General features: G+C 74.1%; 15 protein-coding genes. 7 read left to right on the top strand and 8 right to left on the bottom strand.

Translation table 11 applies throughout. The annotated features are described in order from the left end of the window. The first annotated feature begins 5 nt into the window (after nt 1-5). Nucleotides 6-1,025 (top strand): M23 family metallopeptidase, encoded by a 1,020-nt coding sequence (locus tag ACZ45T_RS10200; RefSeq protein WP_468439361.1) that lies wholly within the window; start codon nt 6-8, stop codon nt 1,023-1,025. Here ACZ45T_RS10200 and ACZ45T_RS10205 read toward each other — a convergent pair. From ACZ45T_RS10205 to ACZ45T_RS10220, 4 genes are all read right to left on the bottom strand, one after another. Next, complete coding sequence (locus ACZ45T_RS10205) at nt 934-2,301, bottom strand: PrsW family intramembrane metalloprotease (RefSeq protein ID WP_468439415.1); 1,368 nt, start codon at nt 2,299-2,301, stop codon at nt 934-936. The two genes, ACZ45T_RS10200 and ACZ45T_RS10205, sit on opposite strands and share 92 nt — an antisense overlap. Before the next feature lie 73 nt (nt 2,302-2,374). Beyond that, a complete protein-coding gene (gene trmB / locus ACZ45T_RS10210) occupies nt 2,375-3,142 on the bottom strand; it encodes a tRNA (guanosine(46)-N7)-methyltransferase TrmB (RefSeq protein WP_468439417.1) in 768 nt (255 codons plus the stop codon). Between the two features lie 258 nt (nt 3,143-3,400). Further along, the gene (gene lhgO / locus ACZ45T_RS10215; protein ID WP_468439363.1) at nt 3,401-4,633 is read right to left on the bottom strand and encodes an L-2-hydroxyglutarate oxidase; all 1,233 of its coding nucleotides are present in this window, start codon (nt 4,631-4,633) and stop codon (nt 3,401-3,403) included. Between the two features lie 67 nt (nt 4,634-4,700). After that, the gene (locus tag ACZ45T_RS10220) at nt 4,701-6,398 is read right to left on the bottom strand and encodes a sporulation protein (protein WP_468439365.1); all 1,698 of its coding nucleotides are present in this window, start codon (nt 6,396-6,398) and stop codon (nt 4,701-4,703) included. A gap of 629 nt (nt 6,399-7,027) precedes the next feature. Here ACZ45T_RS10220 and ACZ45T_RS10225 point away from each other — a divergent pair. Beyond that, nucleotides 7,028-9,271: an asparagine synthase-related protein gene (locus ACZ45T_RS10225; RefSeq protein WP_468439367.1), complete on the top strand. Its 2,244-nt coding sequence runs from the start codon at nt 7,028-7,030 to the stop codon at nt 9,269-9,271. Nucleotides 9,272-9,307: 36 nt separating this feature from the next. On the opposite strand, the gene ACZ45T_RS10230 is transcribed toward ACZ45T_RS10225, so the two are convergent. Continuing rightward, the gene (locus tag ACZ45T_RS10230; RefSeq protein ID WP_468439369.1) at nt 9,308-10,579 is read right to left on the bottom strand and encodes an MFS transporter; all 1,272 of its coding nucleotides are present in this window, start codon (nt 10,577-10,579) and stop codon (nt 9,308-9,310) included. Nucleotides 10,580-10,718: 139 nt separating this feature from the next. Here ACZ45T_RS10230 and ACZ45T_RS10235 point away from each other — a divergent pair, with 139 nt between their 5' ends. After that, nucleotides 10,719-11,225, top strand: coding sequence for a MarR family winged helix-turn-helix transcriptional regulator (locus tag ACZ45T_RS10235; protein WP_468439371.1), 507 nt, complete (start codon nt 10,719-10,721; stop codon nt 11,223-11,225). Nucleotides 11,226-11,292: 67 nt separating this feature from the next. Further along, nucleotides 11,293-14,634 (top strand): AfsR/SARP family transcriptional regulator, encoded by a 3,342-nt coding sequence (locus ACZ45T_RS10240; RefSeq protein WP_468439373.1) that lies wholly within the window; start codon nt 11,293-11,295, stop codon nt 14,632-14,634. A gap of 28 nt (nt 14,635-14,662) precedes the next feature. Here the strand turns inward: ACZ45T_RS10240 and ACZ45T_RS10245 are convergent, their stop codons facing one another. Further along, the gene (locus tag ACZ45T_RS10245) at nt 14,663-16,642 is read right to left on the bottom strand and encodes a sigma-70 family RNA polymerase sigma factor (RefSeq protein ID WP_468439375.1); all 1,980 of its coding nucleotides are present in this window, start codon (nt 16,640-16,642) and stop codon (nt 14,663-14,665) included. 169 nt (nt 16,643-16,811) lie between these two features. Next, nucleotides 16,812-17,597, bottom strand: coding sequence for a TetR/AcrR family transcriptional regulator (locus ACZ45T_RS10250; RefSeq protein WP_468439377.1), 786 nt, complete (start codon nt 17,595-17,597; stop codon nt 16,812-16,814). Nucleotides 17,598-17,936: 339 nt separating this feature from the next. On the opposite strand from ACZ45T_RS10250, the gene ACZ45T_RS10255 reads away from it, so the two are divergent. Both ACZ45T_RS10255 and ACZ45T_RS10260 read left to right on the top strand, forming a co-directional pair. After that, the gene (locus tag ACZ45T_RS10255) at nt 17,937-19,367 is read left to right on the top strand and encodes an NAD(P)/FAD-dependent oxidoreductase (protein ID WP_468439379.1); all 1,431 of its coding nucleotides are present in this window, start codon (nt 17,937-17,939) and stop codon (nt 19,365-19,367) included. 135 nt (nt 19,368-19,502) lie between these two features. Continuing rightward, nucleotides 19,503-21,275, top strand: a complete 1,773-nt coding sequence (locus ACZ45T_RS10260; RefSeq protein ID WP_468439420.1) for an ATP-binding SpoIIE family protein phosphatase — start codon at nt 19,503-19,505, stop codon at nt 21,273-21,275. Between the two features lie 84 nt (nt 21,276-21,359). Here ACZ45T_RS10260 and ACZ45T_RS10265 read toward each other — a convergent pair whose 3' ends face one another. Continuing rightward, nucleotides 21,360-22,649, bottom strand: coding sequence for an MFS transporter (locus ACZ45T_RS10265; RefSeq protein WP_468439422.1), 1,290 nt, complete (start codon nt 22,647-22,649; stop codon nt 21,360-21,362). A 124-nt stretch (nt 22,650-22,773) separates the two neighbouring features. Here ACZ45T_RS10265 and ACZ45T_RS10270 point away from each other — a divergent pair, with 124 nt between their 5' ends. Next, nucleotides 22,774-23,310: a MarR family winged helix-turn-helix transcriptional regulator gene (locus tag ACZ45T_RS10270; protein WP_069921218.1), complete on the top strand. Its 537-nt coding sequence runs from the start codon at nt 22,774-22,776 to the stop codon at nt 23,308-23,310. Nucleotides 23,311-23,726: the final 416 nt, after the last annotated feature.

A 23,726-nucleotide genomic window follows, 5' to 3' on the forward strand; every position in this document is an offset into this window, starting at 1 on the left:
CCCCGGTGGCCTCCAACTTGCCTGCCCCTGAAGGCATCGAAATCCAGGAGCCGCCCACCGCGGGTGCCTGGGGCGAGTGGAATCCCACCGAGGATTCGGTCCGTCCGGTCCGCGGCAAGCACCGGGTGGCCAAGCAGCGCGGGGGACTTGCGCGCAGCTCCACCGTGCTCGGCGTCGGTGTCATCGCGGCGGTCGGCGCCAGCGGCATCGCCACGGCGCAGGACCGGCCCCAGGTCGCGATATCCCTGCCCTCCCTGCCCGATCTGATGACCGGGGACAAGGCCCAGGAGGCGGACGGCGGTTCGGGCTCCTCGGCCGCCGCTGCCGCCGCGAGGACGGGGATCATCGCGCAGCAGTCCGAGCAGGGCGCCGACGCCGGCGAGGTGCTGCGCCACCGCATCCTCCAGCAGGCCGAGTCCCAGCAGAACGCCGCCGAGGCGAAGGCCAGGGCGGATGCCGAGCGGGTCGCGCAGGGGACCGCCGCGCAAGAGGCCAAGGACAAGCTGGAGGCGGCCCGCAAGGCAGCCGAGGAAGCGAAGGCGCAGGCGGAGGCGAAGGCCGCGGAAGAGGCCGAGGCCGCCAAGAAGGCAGCCGAGGCCAAGGCCGAGCAGGAGCGCGCCGCATCGTCCGGCGGCTACGCGCTGCCCACCTCCGCCTACACCCTCACCTCGCACTACGGCGTCGCCGGCTCCATGTGGTCCTCCGGCTACCACACCGGCCTCGACTTCGCGGCCCCCACCGGCACCCCGGTCAAGGCCGTGGCCGCCGGGAAGATCATCTCGGCCGGCTGGTCCGGGGCGTACGGCTACCGGATCGTGCTGGAGCTGGAGGACGGTACGGAGGTCTGGTACTGCCACCTCTCCTCGATGTCGGTGACCTCCGGCTCGGTCGGCGCCGGAGACACCATCGGCCGCGTCGGCGCCACCGGCAACGTCACCGGCCCCCATCTCCACCTGGAAGTACGCAAGGGCGGTTCGACGGTGGACCCGCTGGCGTGGCTGAACTCCAAGGGTCTGAACGTCTGAGGTCCACCTCCGGGTTGGCCTGAGCCCGTCGCGGCAGCGGTACGCCGGCCCGTGCGGCCGCGACCGCGGGGCTGAGCGGGTCCATGGGGTCGAACCACGGCGGAAGCAGCTCCTCCATGACCGCCGCCCGGGCCAGCGCGGGCCCGGCCGTCGCCCGGCGCATCCAGAGCCGGTGCAGCAACTCCCGCTCCCGGCCCGCGAAATCCGGCTCCCGCCCCGGGCCGCCGCGGCGCGCCCGGTTCCGCAGCAGGGCCAGGGCGGCCGCGTCCGCCTCGTACCGGGCGACCGCGCGTCCCGCGGCCCGGCCCCCGCTGCGCCGGGCCAGGGCGCGGGCCAGCGACCGGGCCGGCATCGAAGCCAGCGCCGGCACCTCGGCGGGGCCGAGCCAGCCCGCGGCCGCGTACAGGGCGAGCTCCCCGGCGACGGCTTGCAGCCGGCCACGCCGTATCCGCATCGCCAGCCACACCAGCAGCCCGAACACGGGGACCATCACGCAGGCGTAGACCGTGTAGAAGCCGTGCTCCCCCCACTGCGAGGAGCCGTTCCACAGCGCGTGCATGCACATGGCCAGCGCCAGTCCGAGCAGCGGCAGGCCGAGCCGGCGCGAACGGCGGGCGCTGAGCGCGGCCGCGCCGAAGCCGAGCCCGGTGAGCACCGTGAACAGCGGGTGCGCGAACGGCGACAGCACTATGCGCACGAAGAAGGTCGCCGCCGTCACCGAGTCCAGCACGCCGGCGCCCTCGGCCAGGTCCTCACCGTAGGCGTTGCCGAGGTAGAGGATGTTCTCCGTGAAGGCGAAGCCGGTGGCGGTGAACCCGGCCACCACGAAACCGTCCGCGGGGCCGGTGAAATGCCGTCTTCGGAACACGAACACCAGCACCAGGGCCGCCGCCTTGGCGCTCTCCTCCACCACCGGGGCGATGGCCACCGAGCCGAGGTGATCGGCGTCGGAGGGGTCGGTGGCGGCCGCGGCTATCCACTCGGTGGCGAAGTTGTTGGCCAGTATCGCGATCAGCGCCGCGGTGCAGGCACCCCAGCCGAAGCAGAACAGCAACTGCGGCCAGGGCGCGGGCGCGGCCCGGCCGAGCCACCGGAAGGCCGCCATGAGCGGCGCCACCGGCAGCAGGGCCAGGCCGAGACCGACGAAGAAGCCGGCCGTGCCGGTCTGCTCCCGCACGAGTTCGAGGATCGCGATCCCGGTGGCGGCGAGCAGGGCGAGGAGCACGCACGTGCGGGCCGTGCCCGACGGGCGTGCGAGCCTCGGGATACCTCCCAGCGGTGGCCGGGGGAGGAGGGCTCGGAACACACCATGACCCTAGCGAGCCGCTCTGACACGCGCAGTGACGTTGTCAGTTCTCCGTGCGACGGAAGAGCAAGTCGTGTACGACGTGGCCCTTGTCGAGGCCCTGGCCCTCGAAGCGGGTGAGCGGCCGGAAGTCGGGGCGCGGCGAGTAGCCGCCGTCGGCCTGCGTGTTCTCGAAGTCCGGGTGCGCGGTGAGGACTTCGAGCATCTGCTCGGCGTACGGCTCCCAGTCGGTCGCGCAGTGCAGCACGCCCCCGGGGGCCAGGCGGGTGGCGGCCAGCGTGAGGAACTCGGGCTGGATCAGCCGCCGCTTGTGGTGGCGGGCCTTGGGCCACGGGTCCGGGAAGTACACGCGGATCCCGGCCAGGGAGTCGGGCGGCAGCATCTCGCGCAGCAGGATGATCGCGTCGCCGTTGGCCACGCGGACGTTGCTGAGGCCGCCCCGTTCCGCCAGGGCGAGGAGGTTGCCCTGCCCCGGGGTGTGCACGTCGGCGGCGAGGATCCCGGTGCCGGGGTCGGCGGCGGCCATCTGGGCGGTGGCCTCACCCATGCCGAAGCCGATCTCCAGGACGACGGGGAGGCCGTCGAAGAGCTCCTTGAGATCGATGACGTCGTGGCCGTCGATGTCCAGGCCCCAGGTACCCCAGAGGCGCTTCAGGGCCTCGCCCTGACCGGTGGTGACCCGGCTGCGCCGGGGCTGGAAGCTCCGGATCCGCCGCTCGTGGTGCGAGCCGGCCGGGTCCGGCGAGGGGCCGTCGGGGAACCGGGGCTCGGTCCGCCACTTCGGGGGGACGTAGGAGTTCGCCTCCGGCACGGTTTCCGGGGCGCTGGGCGGGGGGGTACGGGACTCAGACACAATGCCGAGATTCTACGGCCCGGGGAAGCCACCGGTCCGGCGCGGCGCCGCCGCCGGGGGCCCTGCCCCCGGACCCCCGCGCCTCAAACGCCGGCGAGGCTGGATTTGGCGCGGCGCAGCTGGATGCCGCAGGACATTTCAGCCTCGCCGGCGTTTGAGGCGCGGGGTCTGGGGCGGAGCCCCGGGAAACGGCGCGGCACCGGATCACCGCACCGCTCAGGTCGAGCCGAGGGTTCGAAGGGCGCGGCACGCGATCTCCCGGCCGATCGGGAGCGAAGCGGTCGCGGCGGGCGACGGGGCGTTCAGGACGTGGACCGTGCGCGGGGCGTCGCGGATGAGGAAGTCGTCCACGAGGGTGCCGTCGCGCAGCACGGCCTGCGCGCGGACCCCGGCCGCGGCGGGGTGCAGGTCCGCCGGGGTGACGGCCGGCAGGAGGCGGCGTACCGCCCGGGTGAAGGCCTGCTTCGACAGCGAGCGGTGGATCTCGCCCGTCCCGTACCGCCAGTGCCGGGCGGCCATCCGCCAGGCGCCCGGCCAGGCGAGCTCGTCCGCGAGGTCCCGGGGGCGCACCGTCGACCAGGCGTAGCCCTCGCGGGCCAGCGCGGGCACGGCATTGGGCCCGACATGGACGCCGCCGCCGATGCCCCGGGTCAGGTGGACCCCGAGGAAGGGGAACGCCGGGTCGGGCACCGGGTACACCAGCCCGCGGACCAGTTCCGGACGGGCCAGGTCGTAGTACTCGCCCCGGAAGGGGATGATCCGCATCCCCGGGTCGTCCCCGGCCAGCCGGGCGATCCGGTCGCACTGCAGACCCGCGCAGTTCACCAGCACCCGCGCCCGGACCACCAGGCCGGACGTGGTGCGGACCGCCACCGCCGACGGGCGGCGGGAGATCAGGTCCACCGCCCCGCCGTAGACGATCTCCGCGCCGGAGGACTCCGCGAGCTGGGCGCTCACCCGGCCGTAGTCCACGATCCCGGTGCTGCCGACGTGGATCGCGGCCAGGCCCCGCACCTCGGGCTCGTACTCCGCTATCTGGGCCGGGCCCAGCTCGCGCACCGGAATGCCGTTCTCCCGGCCGCGCTGGACCAGGGCGTGCAGCCGGGGCAGCTCCTCGCGCTCCGTGGCGACGATCAGCTTGCCCGTCACCTCGTGCGGAATCCCGTGCTCCGCGCAGAACTTGACCATCTCGGCGGCGCCGCTCACCGCGAAGCGCGCCTTCAGCGACCCCGGCCGGTAGTAGATCCCGCTGTGGATCACCCCGCTGTTGCGGCCCGTCTGGTGCCGGGCCGGGCCGGACTCCTTCTCCAGGACGACCACCCTGGTACCCGGAGCCAGGCGCGACAGGGCATGCGCCGTCGACAGGCCGACGATCCCGCCACCGATCACCAGCACATCGCAGTCCACGCCGCCGCCCACGCTGACACCTCCCACCCCTGCATACTGCACCCCGCCACCGACAACGCGGCCACACACCCCCTCGGGGCGTGTGCCCCGGATCCCCGCGAACGCACCCCTACGCCGGCGCCACCAGCAGCGGCCGGGCCCGCTCGCGCAGCTCCGCGACCCGCGGCTCGTCCCCGTACGGTTCCAGGCGGTGCAGCAGGTCCCGTACGTATTCGGTCGTCCGCGCCGAGGAGATCCGGCCCGCCACCTCCACCGCCCGGGTGCCCGCCGCGCACGCCGCGTCGAGGTTCCCCGACTCCAGCTCGGCGACCGCGCTCACCACCAGCCGCAGCCCGTGCGAGCGTACGTACTCCTCGGTGGGCCGGGACAGCGCCTGCTCGGTGAAGCGCCGCACCTGCCGGGGGAGTTTGAGGTCCCGGTAGCATTCCGCCGCATCCGCCGCGAAACGGTCGTACGAGTAGAAACCCAGCCAGGTCGGATCCGGATCGCCTTCCCGCGCCCGCTCCAGCCAGCCCTCCGCCGCCCGCAGCGCCGCGCCCGCGGCCACCGAATCGCCGGCCTTCGCGTGCGCCCGTGCCTCGACCAGCCGGAAGAAGCTCATGGTGCGTGCGGTGGCCAGACCGCGGTTGCGTTCGACCGCCGCCTGGGCGAGGTCCACCCCCTCGTCCGGGAAGTCCCGGTAGGTCGCCTGGAGGGACATCGAAGCCAGTACGTAGCCGCCGAGCGGTACGTCCGCGGCCGCGCGGGCCAGGCGCAGCGCCTGGATGTAGTAGCGCTGGGCCGCCTCCTGCTGGCCGGTGTCGAAGGCCATCCACCCGGCCAGCCGGGTCAGTTCGGAGGTCGCGCCGAACAGGGCGCGGCCCACCTCGTCGGTGTACGAGCCGAGCAGCAGCGGAGCCGCGTCCACCCGCAGGCACTCGGGGACCATCGACGAACGCCAGTCCCCGCCGCCGTACTTGGAGTCCCAGCGGCGGGCGTCCTCGGCGGCCTCGCGCAGCTTGGCCACATCGCTGTGGCCCACGCGCTGGCCGTGGTCGCGCGGCGTTTCGGCGCCGGGCTGGGCGGGCACAACGGTGGACGGCGGGCCCGTCATGGGTCCCGTCGCCGGTCCGGTCGTACGGCCTTCCGGGGCCTCGTGCGTCGGCAGGTCCTGAGCCGAGGGGGTCGCAGCCACGGGGCTCTGGGGTGCAGGGGTCGGGTCCGCCAGGCCACGGGCGGGCAGCGTCGGGACAGTAGTGGTCGGGCCGGCAGCGGTCGGGGCCGCAGCGGTCCGGCCGTCAGCGGTCCGGGCTGCCGAAGTCTGGGCAGCCGAGTGCTGGGCCGGGCCCGCCGGTTCCCGCGCCACCGAGCCGTCAGCAGGAGATATCAGCCACCGAGAGGCGGGCGTCGCGTACGCCGCCACCGAGAACGAGCCCGCGAGCGACTGCCAGATCCCGCCACCGCCGCGCCGCCCGGCGAGGTCGAGCCGGTACAGGTCCGTGGCCGAACGCACCGCCGCGCCCACATCGCGCGGGAAGGCCAGGCCGACCTCGGGCGCGGGGTCCGCGTCCGCCAGGCCGATCTCGTGCAGCGGCACCGGCCGCCCCAGTTTCGCGCCGATGGCGGCGGCGATCAGATGCGGGGCGGCGCCCTGCGGCACCATCCCCTTCGACACCCACCGGGCCACCGACGTCTTGTCATACCGAAGCGTCAGGCCGCGCTGGGCACCGAGGTCGTTGACACGCCGGGCCAGCCCGGCGTTGCTGATGCCCGCGAGGGCGAGGACGGCGCCGAGCTTCTCATTGGGCTCGCGGAGCTCCCTGGACATGCGCCACCCCTCGTCACACGCGGAACGCATACGCCGCCGGGGCATAGGCGCCCGGCATTTCGTAAACCCAGCGTAGTTCCCCGCCTCCCAAGCGTTAAGGCCTCTACTTCCGTATGGCGGGATTGTTGTCCGTTTGCACAGTCCGCCCCGGCCCGGAGCCGGGGCGCACGTGTCAGCGCGTGCTCCGCCCGTGTGGCCGTGCGCCCACCCGTGCGCTCTGGCCGGTCCGGGGGCCCGGCGATTCGATGTGCGGTGCGTGGGTCGGCCCGCTGCGCGGATCGGGCGGGTCCGGGGATGCCGCTACCTCAATCCCCGCGGGTGGCGGAACGGTCCGGGGGGCGGATTCCGCCTCCCGGACCGCGCCCACGCACGGTCGCGCGACGGCTCGCGACGGCCCTCGGCACGGCCGAAGAATGGCTGAAAGAGACCTATGGGACGGGGGGAACGGAACGCCAAATACTGCGTGGCCGGGGCGTGTTCGTTTGCATGTGCGCCCCCTTTAACCACTCTCGCACGCCTGTCCCGTGGCAGCATGGACCCGAGCCACCCGGGGTCCCGCCGACCGCGCCCTCAGCGCCGTTCGTGCTGCCCGTGCCCCGGTCATGTGCCCACAGGCTGGGGAGGCGGCGGTGCGCTGGTTGGTGGGTTGGAGCAGTATCGCCGCGAGCTTCGGCACGGCCGGCCGGGTCCACGGCCACGCCTCCGGCCAGGGCGGACACGGCCAGGGCGGATACGGCCACGGCGGCCACGGCGGCTACGGCGACATCGGATACGGCGACGGCGGCACGCCCCTGCGCGGAGGCATCGCGGACGCCGCCCACCCGGGCGACCCGGGCGCGGACGCCGAACGCACCGTCCACCCCGTCGGCGCCCAACTGCTGTGGGGGGACCCCGACCCGCTCTGGGCCGTCGGCGACTGGCGCCCCGACGAGATCCGCACCCTCACCGCCGACCCCGCCGACCCCTTCACCCGCCTCGCGGTCCTCGGCTGCTGCGGCGCGACCGACGCCGAACTGCGCCGCGCGCTCTACGCCGCCCGCGGCGGCGCGCTGCGCCACCTCACCCAGTGGTCCGGCAGCTACACCGCCGTCGTCCAGAACGGCCGCCGGATCACCGTCCTCGGTGACCTGGCCGGCGCGCGGCCCGTCTTCTACACCCCCTGGGCGAGCGGCACGGCGTACGCCACCGCCGCCCTCCCGCTCGCCGACCTCATCGAGGCGCAGCTCGACATCGGCCATCTCGCCGCCCTGCTGGCCTGCCCCGAGAGCCCGGAGGCACTGGGCGACGGCACACCGTACGCCGGGGTCCGGCGCATCCCGCCCGGGCACGCGCTCATCCTGCGCGAGGGCTCCCGCGAGATCACCGGCTACGAGCAGGTCGCCTCGCTCGCGGTGGCCGCCCCCGAGGCCGATGCCGAGCGGGCGGTGGAGGGCGTACGGGAAGCGTTGGTGGATGCGGTGCGCGCCCGGCTCACGGCGCCCCGGCATGCCCCCGACGCAATGCCGCCGTACGATCCCGGCCCCGTGCCCGGCATGGGTCCCGCCGACCGGCGCGCGGCCCGCGGCGCCCCGGCCCCCGGCGTGGGCGCCGACCTCTCCGGCGGCAGCGCCTCCGCGACCCTCGCCCTGCTGGCGGCCGGTCTGCCCGGGGCCCCGGGCAGCCTGCTGAGCCCGGCGGGGGCGCGGCTGCTCGCGGTCACCTTCAACGACCTGGCCACCCCGCAGGGGCGCGAGGCCGAACTGGAGCGGGCCAGGGTCATCGCGGCCGACCCGCGGCTGCACCACGTCGTGGTGGCCGCCGCCGAGGAAGCCCTCCCGTACGCGGAACTCGACGGCCCGCTCACCGACGAACCGGGTCCCTCGCTGGTCTTCGCCGCCCGCGAGCGGCGCCGGCTGGCCGCCGGCAGCGCCGACCACTTCACGGGCCACGGCGCCCGCCAGGTCCTCGACGCGCACCCGGCGCGCATGGCCGACCTGCTGATGGACCGGCGGCGGCGGCACCTGCTGCGGCCGGTGGCGGCGCTGGCCCGTTCGGCCTCCGCCTCCGGAGCCGCCGGGGAGTCCCTGCTGGTGCCGCTGACCGTGTACTCGGCGGCCCGCAGACTTTCCCGTACGACGTACCGCGCGGGCATGGAGGCCGCCGCGGCCAGGCTCCGCGAGGGCGGGGTCACCGAGAGATCCTCCGGTCCGGTGGACGCTTCCCTCGCCGCCCTGACCTGGTCCCGGCCGGGCCCGGCCGCGGGCTGGCTCACGGGGGAGGCACTGGCGGAAGTATCGATCCGTCTCGCGGCCGCCGCCGGCCGGCCGCCGCTGTCGCTGCGGCCGGGGGAGGCCCGGGCCCGTTCGCTGCTCGCCCGGCACGCCGCCGACCACCGGGTCTTCGAACAGGCCGTGGAGGTCCGCAGCCAGCGCCTGCACGCCCCCTTCCTGGACAACCAGGTCGTACGGGCCGCCCGCGCCCTCCCGGAATCCCTGCGGGTCCAGCCCGGGGCCCGGGCCGAGATCCTGCGCACCGTCCTGTCCTCGGCCGGGGTGCGAGAGTTCCCCGCGGGCTGGGGGGCCACGGCCCACGCCCCGAACGAGACGGCGACCCGGCTGGGGCTGCGCGCCGCCCTGGGCGACCTGCTGGACCTCTTCGCCTCGCCGCTGCTCGCGGACGCCGGGCTGATCGAGGCCCGGGTGGTGCGCCAGGCGCTGCTCGACGCGGCGGACGGCCGCCCGGTCCCGCTGGACGGGCTGGCGGAACTCGTCTCGATGGAGCTGTGGTTGCACCGTCTGCTGGCCCGCCGCGGCACCTGCTGGACGGGTACCTCCGCGGCCCGGCGCCGGGCGGTGCCGGAGGGAGTCCCGGTGCACCGGCCGGCGCTGTCCTGACCGGGCGCGGGCGGGCAGGACAGCGCCGGCCGGGGCTCAGGCGGCGAGCACCAGGGCGGTCGCGACGGCCGGGCCGAAGGCGCCGCCCAGCAGGTAGCAGAGGCTGAACAGGCCGATGGCCGTGGGCCGCTGGGCCTCGGGGGCGCTCGACGCGGCGTACGTCGACAGGACGGCGTTGGCCCCGGTCGCGGCGAACACGCTGCCCAGGGTGGCGGCCAGCAGCAGCGGGCCCCAGCCGGCGAACGCGGCGAGGAGCGCGGCCAGGGTGCCGATCCCGATCAGCACGGTCCGTACGGCCGCCCGCCCCATGCGGGCCGAACCGGCAGCCAGCAGCCAGGACAGCGCGGATCCGGTGAGCAGGGCCACGAGCTGACCGGCGCCGGCCGTCCCGCGGTCCCAGCCGGCCCGGTCGGAGAGCAGCCGCGGCACGGCGAACAGCAGGGTGAAGTACGAGGACGACAGCACCAGCGCGAGCAGCGCCGAGCCGACGAAGACGGGCCTGCGCAGCAGGGCGAGCGGTACGAAGCCCTCGGGGCGCCGCCGGACGTGCAGCGCCAGCGCGAGCGCGGCGACGGCCGCGGAGCCGAGCGCGGAGGCGGGGGCGTGGGGGAGTAGGACCAGGGCGCTGACCAGCACCGTCAGCAGGGCGGCGCCGCGCGCGTCGAGCCTGCCCTGCGCGGGGGCCGGGGCCGTGGCGTACTTGACCACCACGGGCACGGCCAGCAGCGCGACCACCGACACCGAGAGGGAGAGCCGCCACGACACGGCCTGCGAGAGCTGGGCGCCGAGGAGCGGGCCGGACGCGCCGAGCATCCCGAATCCCGCGCTGATGACGCCCATCCGGCGGGCCGTGCCGGCCAGGCTCATGGCGCACGCCACCAGGCCCGCGCTGCCCGCCGCCTGTGCGGCCCGCCCGAGGAGGGTCAGTGGCAGCCAGGGCGAGGCGGCGACGAGGAGGGTGCCGCACAGCAGGAAGGCGCTGCTCAGGCGGAGGGTCGGGCGCAGGCCGCGGCGGCGGAGCCGGCCGGCCAGCAGGGGAGTGCCGACGGCCATGGCCCAGGCGGACGCGGTGACGAGCCAGGCGGCGGTCGAGGTGGCCACCCCGAGCGAACGGGCCATGTCCGGAAGGATCAGGACGGGGGCGTTGGCCCCGGCGGCCATCGGGGTGGCCAGCAGGGCCAGCCAGAACACGGGGACGGGCGGGGCCGCGGCGGTGCCGGTGGTCCTGCTCTTCGTCCTGGCCGTGACGGCCGTGGTGGTGGTCGTCTTCGTGGTCGCCTTCGTGGGCGTCTTCGTGGTCGCCTTCATGGTGGCCCCCCGCTCATCCATCTCAAGGTTCACAATCTCAACGTTGAGATAAAAACAGGCGGGTCCTCTCAACGTCAAGTGTCTTAACGTTGAGATATTCTGGGCTGGGCGCGCCGGTAGGAAGAGAAGAGGACGCGAGATGAGTGACGCAGTGGACGCGATCGTCGGCCAGTGGGCGGAGGAACGCCCCGACCTCGCGGCCGGCCTCTGGCCCGTCGAGCTGCTGGCCCGGATCCAGCGGATGAACCGGATCCTCGAAAAGCACCTCAAGGCCTTCGCGGCCGAACACGACCTGGAGTTGGGCGAGCTCGACATCCTCTTCACCCTCCGCCGGTCCGGCCCCCCGTACGCGCTGACCGCCGGCGCCCTCATCCCGGCCGCCATGGTGACCTCGGGCGCGATCACCAACCGCATCGACCGCATGGAGGCCAAGGGCCTGGTCGAACGGGTCCGCGACGGCCAGGACCGCCGCTCGGTCCGCATCCGGCTGACGGAGCACGGCATCACCCTCACCGAGGCGATGATGACGGACCACCTGCGCCACTACGCCGAACTCCTCGCCCCCCTCGACCCCGCCACCTGCGCCACGGTCGCCGAGGCCCTGCGCACCCTCCTCGAGGCCCACGGAGACACCTCGATCACCTAGGGGATGTCTTGTCCGCCCCCGACCCGTCCCCGACCCGCCCCCCGCAGCGGCCAGGCAGAATTGGCGGGTGCGCTACCTCATCCTCGGCACCACCGAGGCGCGCGACGAGCTCGGCGCCCCCCTCCCCATTGGCGGCGCCCGGCTGCGCGCCCTCCTCGCCGCCCTCGCCCTCCGGGCCGGCGCCCGGATCTCCGTGTCCGACCTCGTCGACGAGGTCTGGGGCGACGACCCGCCCCAGGACGCCCCGGCCGCCCTCCAGGCCCTCGTCGCCCGCCTGCGCCGCGCCCTCGGCAGCCGGGACTCCGTCCACGCCGACCCGGCCGGCGGCTACCGCCTGGCCGCCGGCCGCGAGGACGTCGACCTGCACCGCTTCAACCGGCTGGCAGCCGAAGGCGCCCGGCAGTTGGCCACCGACCCGGAAGCCTCCGCCCGCACCCTGCGCGCCGCCCTGGCCCTGTGGCGCGGTCCCGCCCTCGCCGACCTGCCCGAGCCCGCCCGCACCGTCCATGCAGCGGCCGCCGAGGCCCGCCGCGGCGCCGCCCTCCGGGACCGCATCGAGGCCGACCTGCGCGGCGGCGCCACCGCCCCGGCCGGGCTCCTGCCGGAGATCGAGGCGCTGATCCAGGAGCGCCCGTACGACGAGACCCTGCGCGCCCAGCAGCTCCGCGCGCTGCGCGCGGCGGGCCGCCCCGCCGACGCCCTGGCCGCGTACGAGCAGACGCGCCGCACCCTCGCCGACGGCCTCGGCACCGACCCCGGCCCCGAACTCGCCGCCCTGCACGCGGAACTCCTCCGGCCCGCGCAGCCCCGCCAGCGCCAGCCGGAGGCATCGCAGCCCCAGCCGGAGGCGCCCCGCGGCAACCTCCGCCCCCGCCTCACCTCCTTCGTCGGCCGCGAACCCGAACTGGCCGTCCTGCGCACCGACCTGGCCCGCCACCGCCTCATCACCCTCACCGGGCCCGGCGGTTCCGGAAAGACCCGCCTCGCCGAGCACGCGGCCGCCGCCCACCCGGAAACCGGCTGGATCGTCGAACTCGCCCGCCTCGACCACCCCGCCGCCGTCCCCGGCGCCGTCCTCAGCGCCCTCGGCCTGCGCGAGAACTCCCTGGTGGCCCGCGAGAAGACCACCGCCGAGGACCCCACCGCCCAGCTCCTGGAGCACTGCGCGCACCGCCGTCTGCTCCTCGTCCTCGACAACTGCGAGCACGTCATCGGCGCGGCCGCCGAGCTCGCCGAACGGCTCCTCACGCACTGCCCGGGCGTCCGGATCCTGGCCACCAGCCGCGAGCCCCTCGGCGTACCCGGCGAGAGCGTCCGCCCCGTCGAGCCCCTGCCGCCCGCCCACGCCCACCGCCTGTTCGCCGACCGCGGGGCCGCCGCCCGCGCCGGGTTCGCCGTGGCCGAGGACCCGGCCGCCGTGGCCGAGATCTGCGCCCGCCTGGACGGTCTGCCGCTCGCGATCGAGCTCGCCGCCGCCCGGCTGCGGCTTCTGACCCCGCGCCAGATCGCCGACCGCCTCGACGACCGTTTCCGCCTCCTGACCAGCGGAGCCCGTACCGTCTTGCCCCGCCAGCAGACCCTGCGCGCCGTCGTCGACTGGTCCTGGGACCTGCTGGACGAGTCCGAACGGGCCGTTCTGCGCCGCCTGTCCGTCTTCGCCGGCGGCTGTGACCTCGCCGCCGCCGAGGCGGTCTGCGCGCAGGGATCCCTCGACGTCGCCGACGTCCTCGGCTCCCTCGTCGACAAATCCCTCGTCCTCGCCGAGCCGGACGGCCCTGGCCCTGGCGCTGGCCCCGGCCCCGGACCCGGCCCCGGCCCCGGACCCGGCCCCGGCCCCGGACCCGGACCCGGCCCCGGACCCGGCCCCGGACCCGGCCCCGGACCCGGCCCCGGACCCCACGGCGAGTACGGGGGGATGCGCTACCGCATGCTCGAAACCATCCACGAGTACGCCGCCGAGCGCGCGCAGGCCCACTCCCCGGACGCCCGGGCCACCGCCCGCCGCCACGCCGCCCACTTCCTCGCCCTCGCCGAGGAGGCCGAGCCGCTGCTCCGCTCCGCCGCCCAGCTCCCCTGGATCCGCCGCATCGAGACCGAGCTCGACAACCTCCGCGCGGCCCTCCACACCACCGCCGTCGTGGAGCGCGACTCCGAGAGCGCCCAGCGCCTCGTCTTCGCCCTCGGCTGGTTCTGGTGGCTGCGCAACTACCGTGCCGAAGGCGCCGAATGGACCAGCCGGATCCTCGCCGACACCCCCACGGACCACCCCGAGGGTTCGCCCGCGTACTGGCGCCTCATGCGCCTGCAGATCCTCGACATCTTCCTGCTCGCCGAGAGCAACACCGCCGAGAAGTTCCGCACCCCCGAGTACCGCGCCCTCGCCGCCCGCATCAAGGAAACCTTCCGCCACGGCTCCCCGGAGACCACCACCTTCCCCGGCATGCTCTGGCCGGCCACCGCCTTCCTCACCGGCGACGCCCTCGACTTCCACGCCCACCTCGACGAGTCGGTGGCCAACTGCCGCCGCCACGCGGGCGACTGGGAACTCGGCGTCACCCTCATGCTCCGCACCCACGTCTCCATCGACGTCACCGGCGGCCTGCCCACCGTCGACGCCGACCTCGCCGAGCTGCACGAGATCGCCCGCCGGGTCGGCGACCGCTGGACCCGCGCCCAGGTGGCGGGCGCCGCCGGGGAGGTCGCCCTCTCGCGCGGCCGCTACGCCGACGCCCGAGCCGAGTACGAGGAGTGCCTGCGCCTCGCCCGCGAGGTCGGGGCCCACGTCGAGGCGCCCTTCGCCATCGCCCGGATCGCGGAGGCCGCCTACTGCGCAGGGGAGTTCGCGGACGCCGAACAGCTGCTGGCGGAGGCCGACCGCGAGGCCGACCGCTACGGCGGGGTGTACGACGTGAGCACCTTCGCCCGGCTCCTGTCCTCCCTGCTCGCCCTCCAGCGCGGCGACGCCGACCGGGCCCGCGCCGAGTGCGCCCGCGCCCGCGCCGAGGCGGAACGCATCACCGTGCCCGCACAGCTCACCGCCGGGCTGGACACCATCGAGGCCGTCCTCGCCGCGCACGAGCACGGCCCGGCGGCCGGTCTGGCCCGGATCGGGCCCGCCCTGGGCGTGGCCGTCGCCGCCCACTGCGCGGAGCGTTTCCTGGCCGGCATGGCCGAGGCCGCGGCCGTGATGCTCGCCGACGCCGACCGGCCCGCCGAGTCCGTACGGGCCCTCGCGGCGGCCACCGCCTGGCGCGCGGGCCATCCGCGTTCGGTCCCCGAGGGCGCCGCCGTGGCCGGCCTGCCGGAGCGGGCCCGCGCCCTGCTCGGCCCGGCCCGCTACGCCCTGGAGGAGTCCGCCGGCGCCGCGCTCACCCCGTCGGACCTCACCGCGGCACTCACGGGAAGCTGATCACCGCCGGCTGATCACCGGAAGCCGGTCACCTGCAGCTGATCACCGCGTCGGCCCAGCTCGCCAGCGTCGGCAGGCTGCCCGGCCCGGCCTTCTCCACCACCAGCCGCAGCGTCTTGTGCCCGGAGAGGGAGACCGACACGGCCGCTGGCGGGTCCTCGAACCCGAGGGCGGCGGACTGCCACAGCCGCTGCCCGTCGGCGTACACGGAGAACCGCACCGAGCCGTCGGTGAACAGCGACAGGCCGTCCACCCCGGCCCGCGCCGAGAAGGTGGTGCACTGCCGGTTGAGGGCGATCTCCACCGAGGAGCGCGAGTTCACGGTGATCCCGTGCGTGAACCGCCGGTCGCCCACCTTCAGCCCCCAGCGCTGCCACACCCAGCTGCTGCGCCAGGTCTGCAACTCCGGGCCGCTGTGGTCCCCGTAGGCCGAGTGATGGAGCCCGGCGAGCTGGAACCCCTGCGCCGGCTTCGCCGGAGGCGGCGCGGTCGGCTTCGCCGAGGACCTGCTCGGGGACGGCGCGGGCGAGGTCTTCTCCCGGCTCGGCGACGGCGAGGGCGTGGGCGACGGCGCCGCGGGAGCGAGCGCGGCCGGAGCCGACGGCGCCGGCGTGGGCTGCGGCCGCGGCGGTACGGAGCCCCGCGCGGGCGGCGGCTCCACCCCGGGCGGGGTGGGAGCGTCCGGCTCCGGCGGTACGACGGGCACCGCGGGCGCGGCCACGCTGGGCGCGGGCTTCGCCCGGGCCTGCGGCTCGGCATCGTCCCCGGCGAGCGCGAACACCACGCCGGCGGCCGCGGCCACCGCGATCCCGGCGGCGAGGGCGGCCTTGGCGGGCAGCCCGAGTCCCTCGGAAGCCAGGGCCCCGGCCCCGGCGGTCGACCCGGCCCCGCCACCGGCGGCGCCCGCCCCGGCAGCGCCGGCACCGCCCGCGGCCCCGGCTCCCGCGCCCGACCCTCCGGCGGCGGCCGCCGCGGCCCCGGCCCCGCCCGCGGCGACGGCCCCGCCGGCCACCACGCCGGCGGCCTTGGCCGCGTACCCGGCGGCGAACCACCCGATGACCGCGACCGGCAGCAGCGCCGGAATGCCCGCGTTGACATCCTTGAGCTCCCCGGCGGCCAGCCGGCACTTCGCGCACTCCTCCAGGTGCTTGCGCAGCCCGAGCTCCGCCCGCATCCGCAGCCCGCCCCGGGCGTAGGCGCCCAGCCGGTCCGAGTACTGCGCGCAGTCGCCGCCCTCGCTCAGCGCCGAACTCACATGGGCCTGCAGATACGCCTGCTTGAGCCCCTCCCGGGCGCGACTGGCCAGCACCGCGGTCGCGTTGGCGCTCAGCCCGAACAGCGGCGCGATCGCACTCGGCGAGGCCTCCTCGACGGTGGTGTGCCACAGCACGGCCTGCCACCGCTCGGGCAGGCTCCGGAAGGCCTGCATGGCCAGCGACTGCTCGGCCTCGTGCATCGCCCGCACGTCCGCGCCCAGTTCGAGCGTGTCGTCCCCGGACAGCCCGGCCATCCCGGCCGCGCTCTCCGTACCCGTGGCCGCCTGCTCCGCGAACACGGCGAAGTCCTCGACGAGATGCTCCCGCTTGGCGGTCTTCGCCCAGGCCGCGGCGACCCTGCGCACGGTGGTCAGCAGGTACGCCCGCACCGACTGGTCCGGCCCGGCCCCGCCCCGTACCGCCTGCAGTGTCCGCGCGAACACCTCGGCGGTCAGGTCGTCGGCGGTGTGCCCGTCCCGGCAGCAGGTCCGCGCGTAGCGCCGTACGGCATCGGCGTGACGACGGAACAGCTCCTCGTACGCACCGTCGTCACCGCCCCGCATCCGGGCGATCAAGTCCCCGTCGGACGGCGGCAGTTCGCTACCGATGCCCCCGGGTCCGGAAGAGCGGGTGGGACGGGCGTGTCGTCCGCCCGGTTCGCGCTGCGCCGGCACCTGCCGGGCGGGAAGACTGCCCGCCCCGACCTCGCTGCCGGCGCCACCGAGTGGCTCTTCCCGCCCGTCAACGCCCATCGCGGAAGCTCCCGCACGACACACTCAACCGGTACACCGATCAAGCGTGTCACACGGCGGCCACGCGTCGAACCCCTCCGCGCGCCATCCACTCATCCGGGCACAATTCGGCGAATCGCCGTACTGATGCCCGGCCGTGCGAGCGGACGGCGCCGCGTGTCACGCAGGGTCACGCCGTCCGGGACCGCAGCCCTTCGAGCAGGATGTCGAGCAGCCGGGTCGAAGCCGCCGCCTGCTGCGCCGGGTCGGGCAGCGCGGGCGCCGCCGTCGCTATCACCAGCAGCACATCGGCCACCGTGACATCGGCACGCAGCTGACCGGCCTCCCGCGCGCGGTGCACCAGCCGGCCGACGACCTCCAGCAGCGCACCCGCACCGGCGTCGTCCGACGGCTCGTCCTCGGCCGCGCTCCGCGAGCCCAGGACCCGCAGTTCGGGAGCCGCGCCGGACGCGCCGGCCGCGACCGCCTGGCGCTGGTGCGGAACCCGCGCCGCCTCAGCGTCCTCGACGTCGTCCTCGCTCGCCGCGCCGACCCGCAGCACCTGCGGCGGCAGCAGCCGCCCGGCGCCCGAGGCCACGGAGGTGCGCAGGAAGCACGACAGTGCCTGCCACGGCTCCTCCTCCTGGCCCAGTGCGGTCCTGGCCTGCTCGGTCAGCCGAGCCGTCTCTTCCTCGGCTATCCGCCGGACCAGGACGTCCTTGCTCGGGAACCGCCGGTACACGGTGCCGACACCGACCCGCGCGCGCCGCGCCACGTCCTCCATCGGAGCCCCGTAGCCCAGCTCGCCGAAGACCTCGCGGGCCGCTCGCAGGACGTGTTCCAGGTTGCGCTGGGCGTCGACGCGCAGCGGCGTGGACCGGCCTACGCCGTGCGTGGTGGTGCCACCCGCGATGGCACGGCCGTTGGTCTCGACCGAGAGTGCGGTCGCAGAACCATGGAAATCGGAAATGTTCATATGTTTCCCCCGGTAATCATTTGTCTCCCCCCGGAGACACTCCCCGCCTTCGTGTCGAGAGGGGCCACGGTCTCGGGCCCGGTCCTACTCCTCGACGAGATACGAACATAGTTGAGCCAGAGTCAATTCAGAAGAGGCAGCCCCGGACGGACCACCGCCCGATCGGAGCATTCACCCCCACTTTTTCGTTCCGTGCTCCCGGAATGCTTCATTCCGTACCTTCTGACCTGCGCATTTTCACCACCACCAGGGGTCCACTTCACCCCCGCCCCAGCACCACCTCCGGTCACACAATTTGTCGGGGCTGTGGACAAACTCCCGGCCACGTTGCGTCATGGGATGGTGAAGGCTGCTAACTCCCGGGGCACGGCCCCCGGTACCCCGCCCCGCACGCGCATCCTGATCGTCGGCGGCGGCTACGTCGGCATGTATACGGCGCTCCGGCTCCAGCGAAAGCTGAGAGCCGACGAAGCCGAGGTCACGGTGGTCACCCCCGAGCCCTACATGACGTACCAGCCCTTCCTCCCCGAAGCGGCCGCGGGCTCGATCTCCCCACGCCACGTCGTGGTCCCGCTGCGCCGCGTCCTCGACAAGTGCCGCGTCGTCATCGGCGAGGCCCAGCGCATCGACCACTCCAAACGGACCGTCACCGTCGCCACCCTCGCCACCATGGACGAGGGCGCCGGCCCCACCGAGATGGAGTACGACGAACTCGTCCTCGCCCCAGGCTCCATCTCCCGCGCCCTCCCCGTCCCGGGACTCGCCGACTACGGCATCGGATTCAAGACGGTCGAAGAGGCCATCGGCTTGCGCAACCACGTCATCGAACAGATGGACATCGCCTCCTCCACCCGCGACCCGGCCCTCCGCGACGCCGCCCTCACCTTCGTCTTCGTCGGCGGCGGCTACGCGGGCGTCGAAGCCCTCGGCGAGCTGGAGGACATGGCCCGCTACGCGGCGCGGTACTACCACAACATCAAGCCCGAGGACATGAAGTGGGTCCTCGTCGAGGCCAGTGACCGGATCCTCCCCGAGGTCGGCCCCGACATGGGCGTCTACACGATCCGCGAACTGCGCCGCCGCAACATCGACCTCCGCCTGGAGACCCGGCTCGAATCCTGCGAGAACCGCGTCGCCGTCCTCAGCGACGGCGCCCGCTTCCCCACCCGCACCGTCGTGTGGACCGCCGGCGTCAAACCGCACCCGATCCTGGCCGCCTCCGACCTGCCCAGGAACGAGCGAGGCCGCCTCGCCTGCACCGCCTTCCTCACCGTCGAGGGGGTCGAGCACGCCTGGGCCGCGGGCGACGCCGCCGCCGTCCCCGACATCACCGCCGCACCCGCCGCCGGCGGCCCCGCCCGCGAATGCGCCCCGAACGCCCAGCACGCCGTGCGCCAGGCCAAGGCCCTTGCCGACAACCTCGTCGCCGCCCTGCGCGACGAGGTCCTGACCGAGTACGCCCACAAGTACGCCGGCTCCGTCGCCTCCCTCGGCCTCCACAAGGGCGTCGCCCACATCTACGGCCGCAAGCTCAAGGGGTACCCCGCCTGGTTCATGCACCGCGCCTACCACCTCAGCCGCGTCCCCACCTTCAACCGCAAGATGCGCGTCCTCGCCGAATGGACCCTCTCCGGCCTCTTCAAACGCGAGATCGTCTCCCTGGGCTCCCTCGAACACCCCAGGGCAGAATTCGAACTGGCCGCAGGCGGCGGCCACAAATACCCTCCCCCGCCCCCCGCCCCCAACCCCCCGCAGAACAGCCAGGGCTGACGTTGTCAGTGCGGTCGGCCACACTGGACGTGTGACCATAGGTGGGCTCACCCCTGCACAGAGTGACATCGTCCAGTCAGCGACCGCTTACGAGCGACACAGCGACCACTCGCGACACCACGAGGCTTGAACGCAGTGAACTTCACGCGCTGGAGCGCCCGGTTTCCCGGAACGCAGCGCCGCGCCGCCGCCCGGACCGAACACGCCGCCGCCCAGGCCAAACGGGGTGAGGGCGCGGTCCCGGCAGCCCGCGGCGGCCCCGACCCCGGAACCGAGCGGTCCACGCCCGCCGCGGACGGCCACCCCGCCGACCCCACGGTCTGCGGCATCGGCTCCGCCACCGGAGCCGGCCCGGACCCGCGCACCGGCACCCCCGCGCCCGTGCCCTCCCTCGACGAGCTCTCCGTACGCGAGGTCCTCGGCCGGCTCCCGGCCCTGGTCGCCCTCGTCCACGGCCCCGAGCACCGCGTCGCCTACGTCAACGACGCCTACACCGCCGGGTTCGGCGCCCGCACCCCCGGCGCACCCGCCCACGAAGGCCTCCCCGAGCTCGGCGAGCTCGGTCTCCTCCCGCTCCTCGACCAGGTCCAGCGCAGCGGCAAGTCCCGTACCGCCAAGAACCGCGCCGCGCCGGGCGGCGGCAGCTCGTACACCGTCACCTGCACCCCGGTCGAGTTCCCCAGGACCAAAACCGAGAGCGACCCCGACCCGCACCACACCGGGGTCCTGATCCACCTCGCCGACGTCACCGACCACGCCGAGGCCGTCGAGCGCCTGCGCGCCAGCGAACGCCGCCAGCGCGAGGCCGCCGTCACCCTCCAGCGCTCCCTGCTCCCGCAGGAGCTCGAACAGCCCGACGACCTGCGCATCGCCGCCACCTACCAGCCCGGCGGCACCGAGGCGGCCGTCGGCGGCGACTGGTACGACGTCATCACCCTCGGCGCCGGCCGCACCGCCCTCGTCATCGGCGACGTCATGGGCCGCGGAGTCCGAGCCGCCGCCGTCATGGGCCAGCTGCGCACCGCCGTCCGCGCCTACGCCCGCCTCGACCTGCCCCCGCACGAGGTGCTCCAGCTCCTCGACGGCCTCGCGGCCGAGATCGACGCCAGCCAGATCGCCACCTGCGTGTACGCGGTCCACGACCCCAACGAGGGCCTGCTCGCGTACGCCTCCGCCGGCCACCTCCCGATCCTGGTCCGCGACGAGGACGGCACCGTACGCAGAGCCGCCGACCCCACCGGCCCACCCCTCGGCACCGGCGGCTGGCTGCACACCTCCGGAACCATCGCCCTGGGCCCCGGCTCCACCGCCGTCCTCTACACCGACGGCCTGGTCGAACGCCGCGGCGAGGACATCGACGAAGGCGTCGCCGCCCTCGAACGCGCCCTCTCCGGCGCCCAGGGCACCCCGGCCGTCATCTGCGACCGCCTGATGCGCGCCCTCGGCGTGGACGCCGACCACGACGACGACGTCGCCGTGATGGTCCTCCAGCAGCCCGCCCGCACCGGCACGGACGCCGAGCTCTTCCACAACGCCGGCCTGGAACTCCTCGGCGGCATCGAGGCGGCCCCGCGCGCCCGCGCCTTCGCCCAGGGCGTCCTCGCCTCCTGGCGCTTCCCGATCGAGCTGTGCGACCTCGGAGTCCTGGCCGCCAGCGAGCTCGTCGCGAACTCCCTCCAGCACGGCACCCCGCCCATGCGCCTGCGCCTGCGCCGTACCGACCGCCGCCTGATCATCGAGGTCACCGACGGGGACGACCACCTCCCGCGCCGCCGCCGCGCCGAACCGGCCGACGAAACCGGCCGCGGCATCTCGATCATCGCCACCATCGCCTCCTCCTGGGGCTCCCGCCGCACCCCGGGCGGCGGCAAGGCCGTCTGGTGCGAGTTCGCCCTGCCGGACAAGTAGCCGGACAAGCAGCCGGACACGCCGAAGGCCCCGATCCCAAGGACCGGGGCCTTCCGCGTACGTCTTACGTTCGTACGTACGGAGCTACGCGTGCACGGGCTCCGCGGCAGCAGCCCCGACCACGACGGCCGGGCCGCCCTGCGCCACGACCCTGGACAGCGACGGGTTGTCCTGCACCGGGCTCAGCCGCCTGCCGAGCCGCAGCGCCAGGAAGGCGATCCCGAGGGACACGAGCACGAAGACCCCGATGTAGAGCATCGGAACCCCCGCGCCGAGCGGCACCCCGAGCGGCCCCAGCGCCAGCGCCATCTGCTTGACCAGCGCGAAGGCCGAGTTGTACTGACCCACCGAGCCCTCGGGAGCCAGATCTGCCACCAGCGGCGCCAGGGTCGGCGACAGCATGGCCTCGCCGATGCCGAAGAGCGCGTACGTGGTGATGAACGCGGCGGCGGCCATCATCGCGCTGCCGTGCCCCAGACCCGAGAAGCCGGCGATGACCCACGCCACGGTCCAGATCAGCCCGACGAGCGCGATCACCCGCGACCGCCGCCGCTTCTCGACGAGCCGGAGCACGACGAACTGCGCGACGACGATCGCTCCGGTGTTGGCGGCGAGCGCGAAACCGAGCGTGGACGGGGAGATCCCGGCGGCCTCGGTACCGAAGGCGGCCAGACCCGACTCGAACTGCCCGTAGCAGGCGAAGAACACCACGAAGCCCAGCACGCACAGCTGCACCATGGCCTTGTGCCGCATCAGCCGCTTCCAGCCGCCGCCCGGCTGCGCCGAGTCCTTCGGCCGGGCGTCCTTGAAGCCCTGCACGTGGGGCATCCGCACGGTGGCGATGACGCCGGCCAGCACCAGGAACATCACGGCCTCGATGCCGAACAGCAGGGTGAAGCTGCCGGGCCGGGTCTCGTCGACGATCTGGCCGCCGATGAGACCGCCGATGCCCAGACCCAGGTTCTGCATGAAGAACTGAAGGGCGAAGGCACGGGTCCGGGTGGACGGCGTGGAGCACCACACGATCATCGTGGCCAGCGCCGGCTGCATCACGGCCTGCCCGGCGCCGAGCGCCAGGGCGGACAGCAGGATGGGCACGATGCCGGTGGAGAGCCCGAGCGAGAGCGCACCGGCCGAGGCGGCGACAGCGGCACCCATGACCACGGGGACGGGACCGAGCCGGTCGATGACCCGACCGGTGAAGGGCAGCGCGACGAGAGCGCCCAGGGCGAACGCCACGAACGCGCTCGTGGCGGCCATGGAGCCCAGATCTCGCACCTGCGCCACGTAGATGTAGAGGAACGGAACCGTGAAGCCGATGCCGAACGCGGTCAACGCGTTCCCGGCCTGGATCCGCCGCAGCGCGGCGCCCATCACCTTGGTCACTTCTCACCTGCCTTGATATCTGAAGACTGAAGACTTCATACCTAAAGTTCGATCCTTAACACTACACGCCGAAGGAGTTAGACGCCAACGGCTTCGTGCGATACTTCGACCCATGGGTGACACCCCCGACGGCACTACGCCCGTCCACGAGCCGAGCCTCGATGAGCAGATCGCCGTCTATCAGCGCGAGTTCCAGGACCTCGACCCACAGGTCGAGAAGGTCGTGTCGGCACTGAGCCGCCTGAACCGCCGCATGAACGTCGCGTACGGACGGCAGACCGCGGCTCTGGGCATCAGCAACGCGGAGTGGGAGGTCCTGAAGGCCCTGGTCATCTCCGGCGCCCCCTACCGGATGGGCCCGAGCGAGCTCGCGAAGCAGCTGGGCCTCACGCCGGCGGCCATGACCCACCGGATCGACCGCATGACGGCGGAAGGACTGGTCACCCGCGAGCGGGACGAGTCCAACCGGGTCCGCGTGATCGTTGAGCTCACGGACGAGGGCCGGAGCAAGTGGCTGGACGCGATGCGCGCGGCCACGGTCTTCGAGGAGGACCTCCTCCAGGACCTCTCCACTGCGGAGCGCGGGGTGCTGGGAGACATGCTCACCCGCCTCCTGGACCGCGTGGAGGACCTCCAGTCCCCCAGCTGACCACCGGGGTTGACACGACCTCCGTGGATCCGTAAGGTTCTTCGAGTTGTCCCAGAGCCGGAAGGTTTTGGCGACAACGAATCCCGCCGCCTCGTTGCGGCACCCAACTCAGCACGATCTCCCACTGGGAACTAATTCGGCATGCCCGAATCCATTTCCGAAGGCCGATTATGAATCGCCGGGGAAATCCACTAGAGTTCGGGAGTCGGAAGGGCCCAACAGCCCGGAAGACAAACCCCGCTGACCGGGGGTCAGGCCCGAAAGGATCTGATAGAGTCGGAAACGCAAGAACAGAACGAAAGCCCGGAGGAAAGCCCGAGAGGGTGAGTACAAAGGAAGCGTCCGTTCCTTGAGAACTCAACAGCGTGCCAAAAATCAACGCCAGAAGTTGATACCCCGTCCACTTCGGTGGATGA

It is taken from the genome of Streptomyces sp. NPDC030995, assembly GCF_055571215.1.

Excerpts from the sequence above, each read along its gene's own strand:
- ACZ45T_RS10270 (WP_069921218.1), top strand. The coding sequence starts at position 22,774 with ATGGGTGACACCCCCGACGGCACTACGCCCGTCCACGAGCCGAGCCTC.
- ACZ45T_RS10265 (WP_468439422.1), bottom strand. The coding sequence starts at position 22,649 with ATGGGCGCCGCGCTGCGGCGGATCCAGGCCGGGAACGCGTTGACCGCG.
- ACZ45T_RS10230 (WP_468439369.1), bottom strand. The coding sequence starts at position 10,579 with ATGAAGGCGACCACGAAGACGCCCACGAAGGCGACCACGAAGACGACC.
- ACZ45T_RS10245 (WP_468439375.1), bottom strand. The coding sequence starts at position 16,642 with ATGGGCGTTGACGGGCGGGAAGAGCCACTCGGTGGCGCCGGCAGCGAG.
- ACZ45T_RS10255 (WP_468439379.1), top strand. The coding sequence starts at position 17,937 with ATGGTGAAGGCTGCTAACTCCCGGGGCACGGCCCCCGGTACCCCGCCC.
- ACZ45T_RS10220 (WP_468439365.1), bottom strand. The coding sequence starts at position 6,398 with ATGTCCAGGGAGCTCCGCGAGCCCAATGAGAAGCTCGGCGCCGTCCTC.
- ACZ45T_RS10250 (WP_468439377.1), bottom strand. The coding sequence starts at position 17,597 with ATGAACATTTCCGATTTCCATGGTTCTGCGACCGCACTCTCGGTCGAG.
- ACZ45T_RS10235 (WP_468439371.1), top strand. The coding sequence starts at position 10,719 with ATGAGTGACGCAGTGGACGCGATCGTCGGCCAGTGGGCGGAGGAACGC.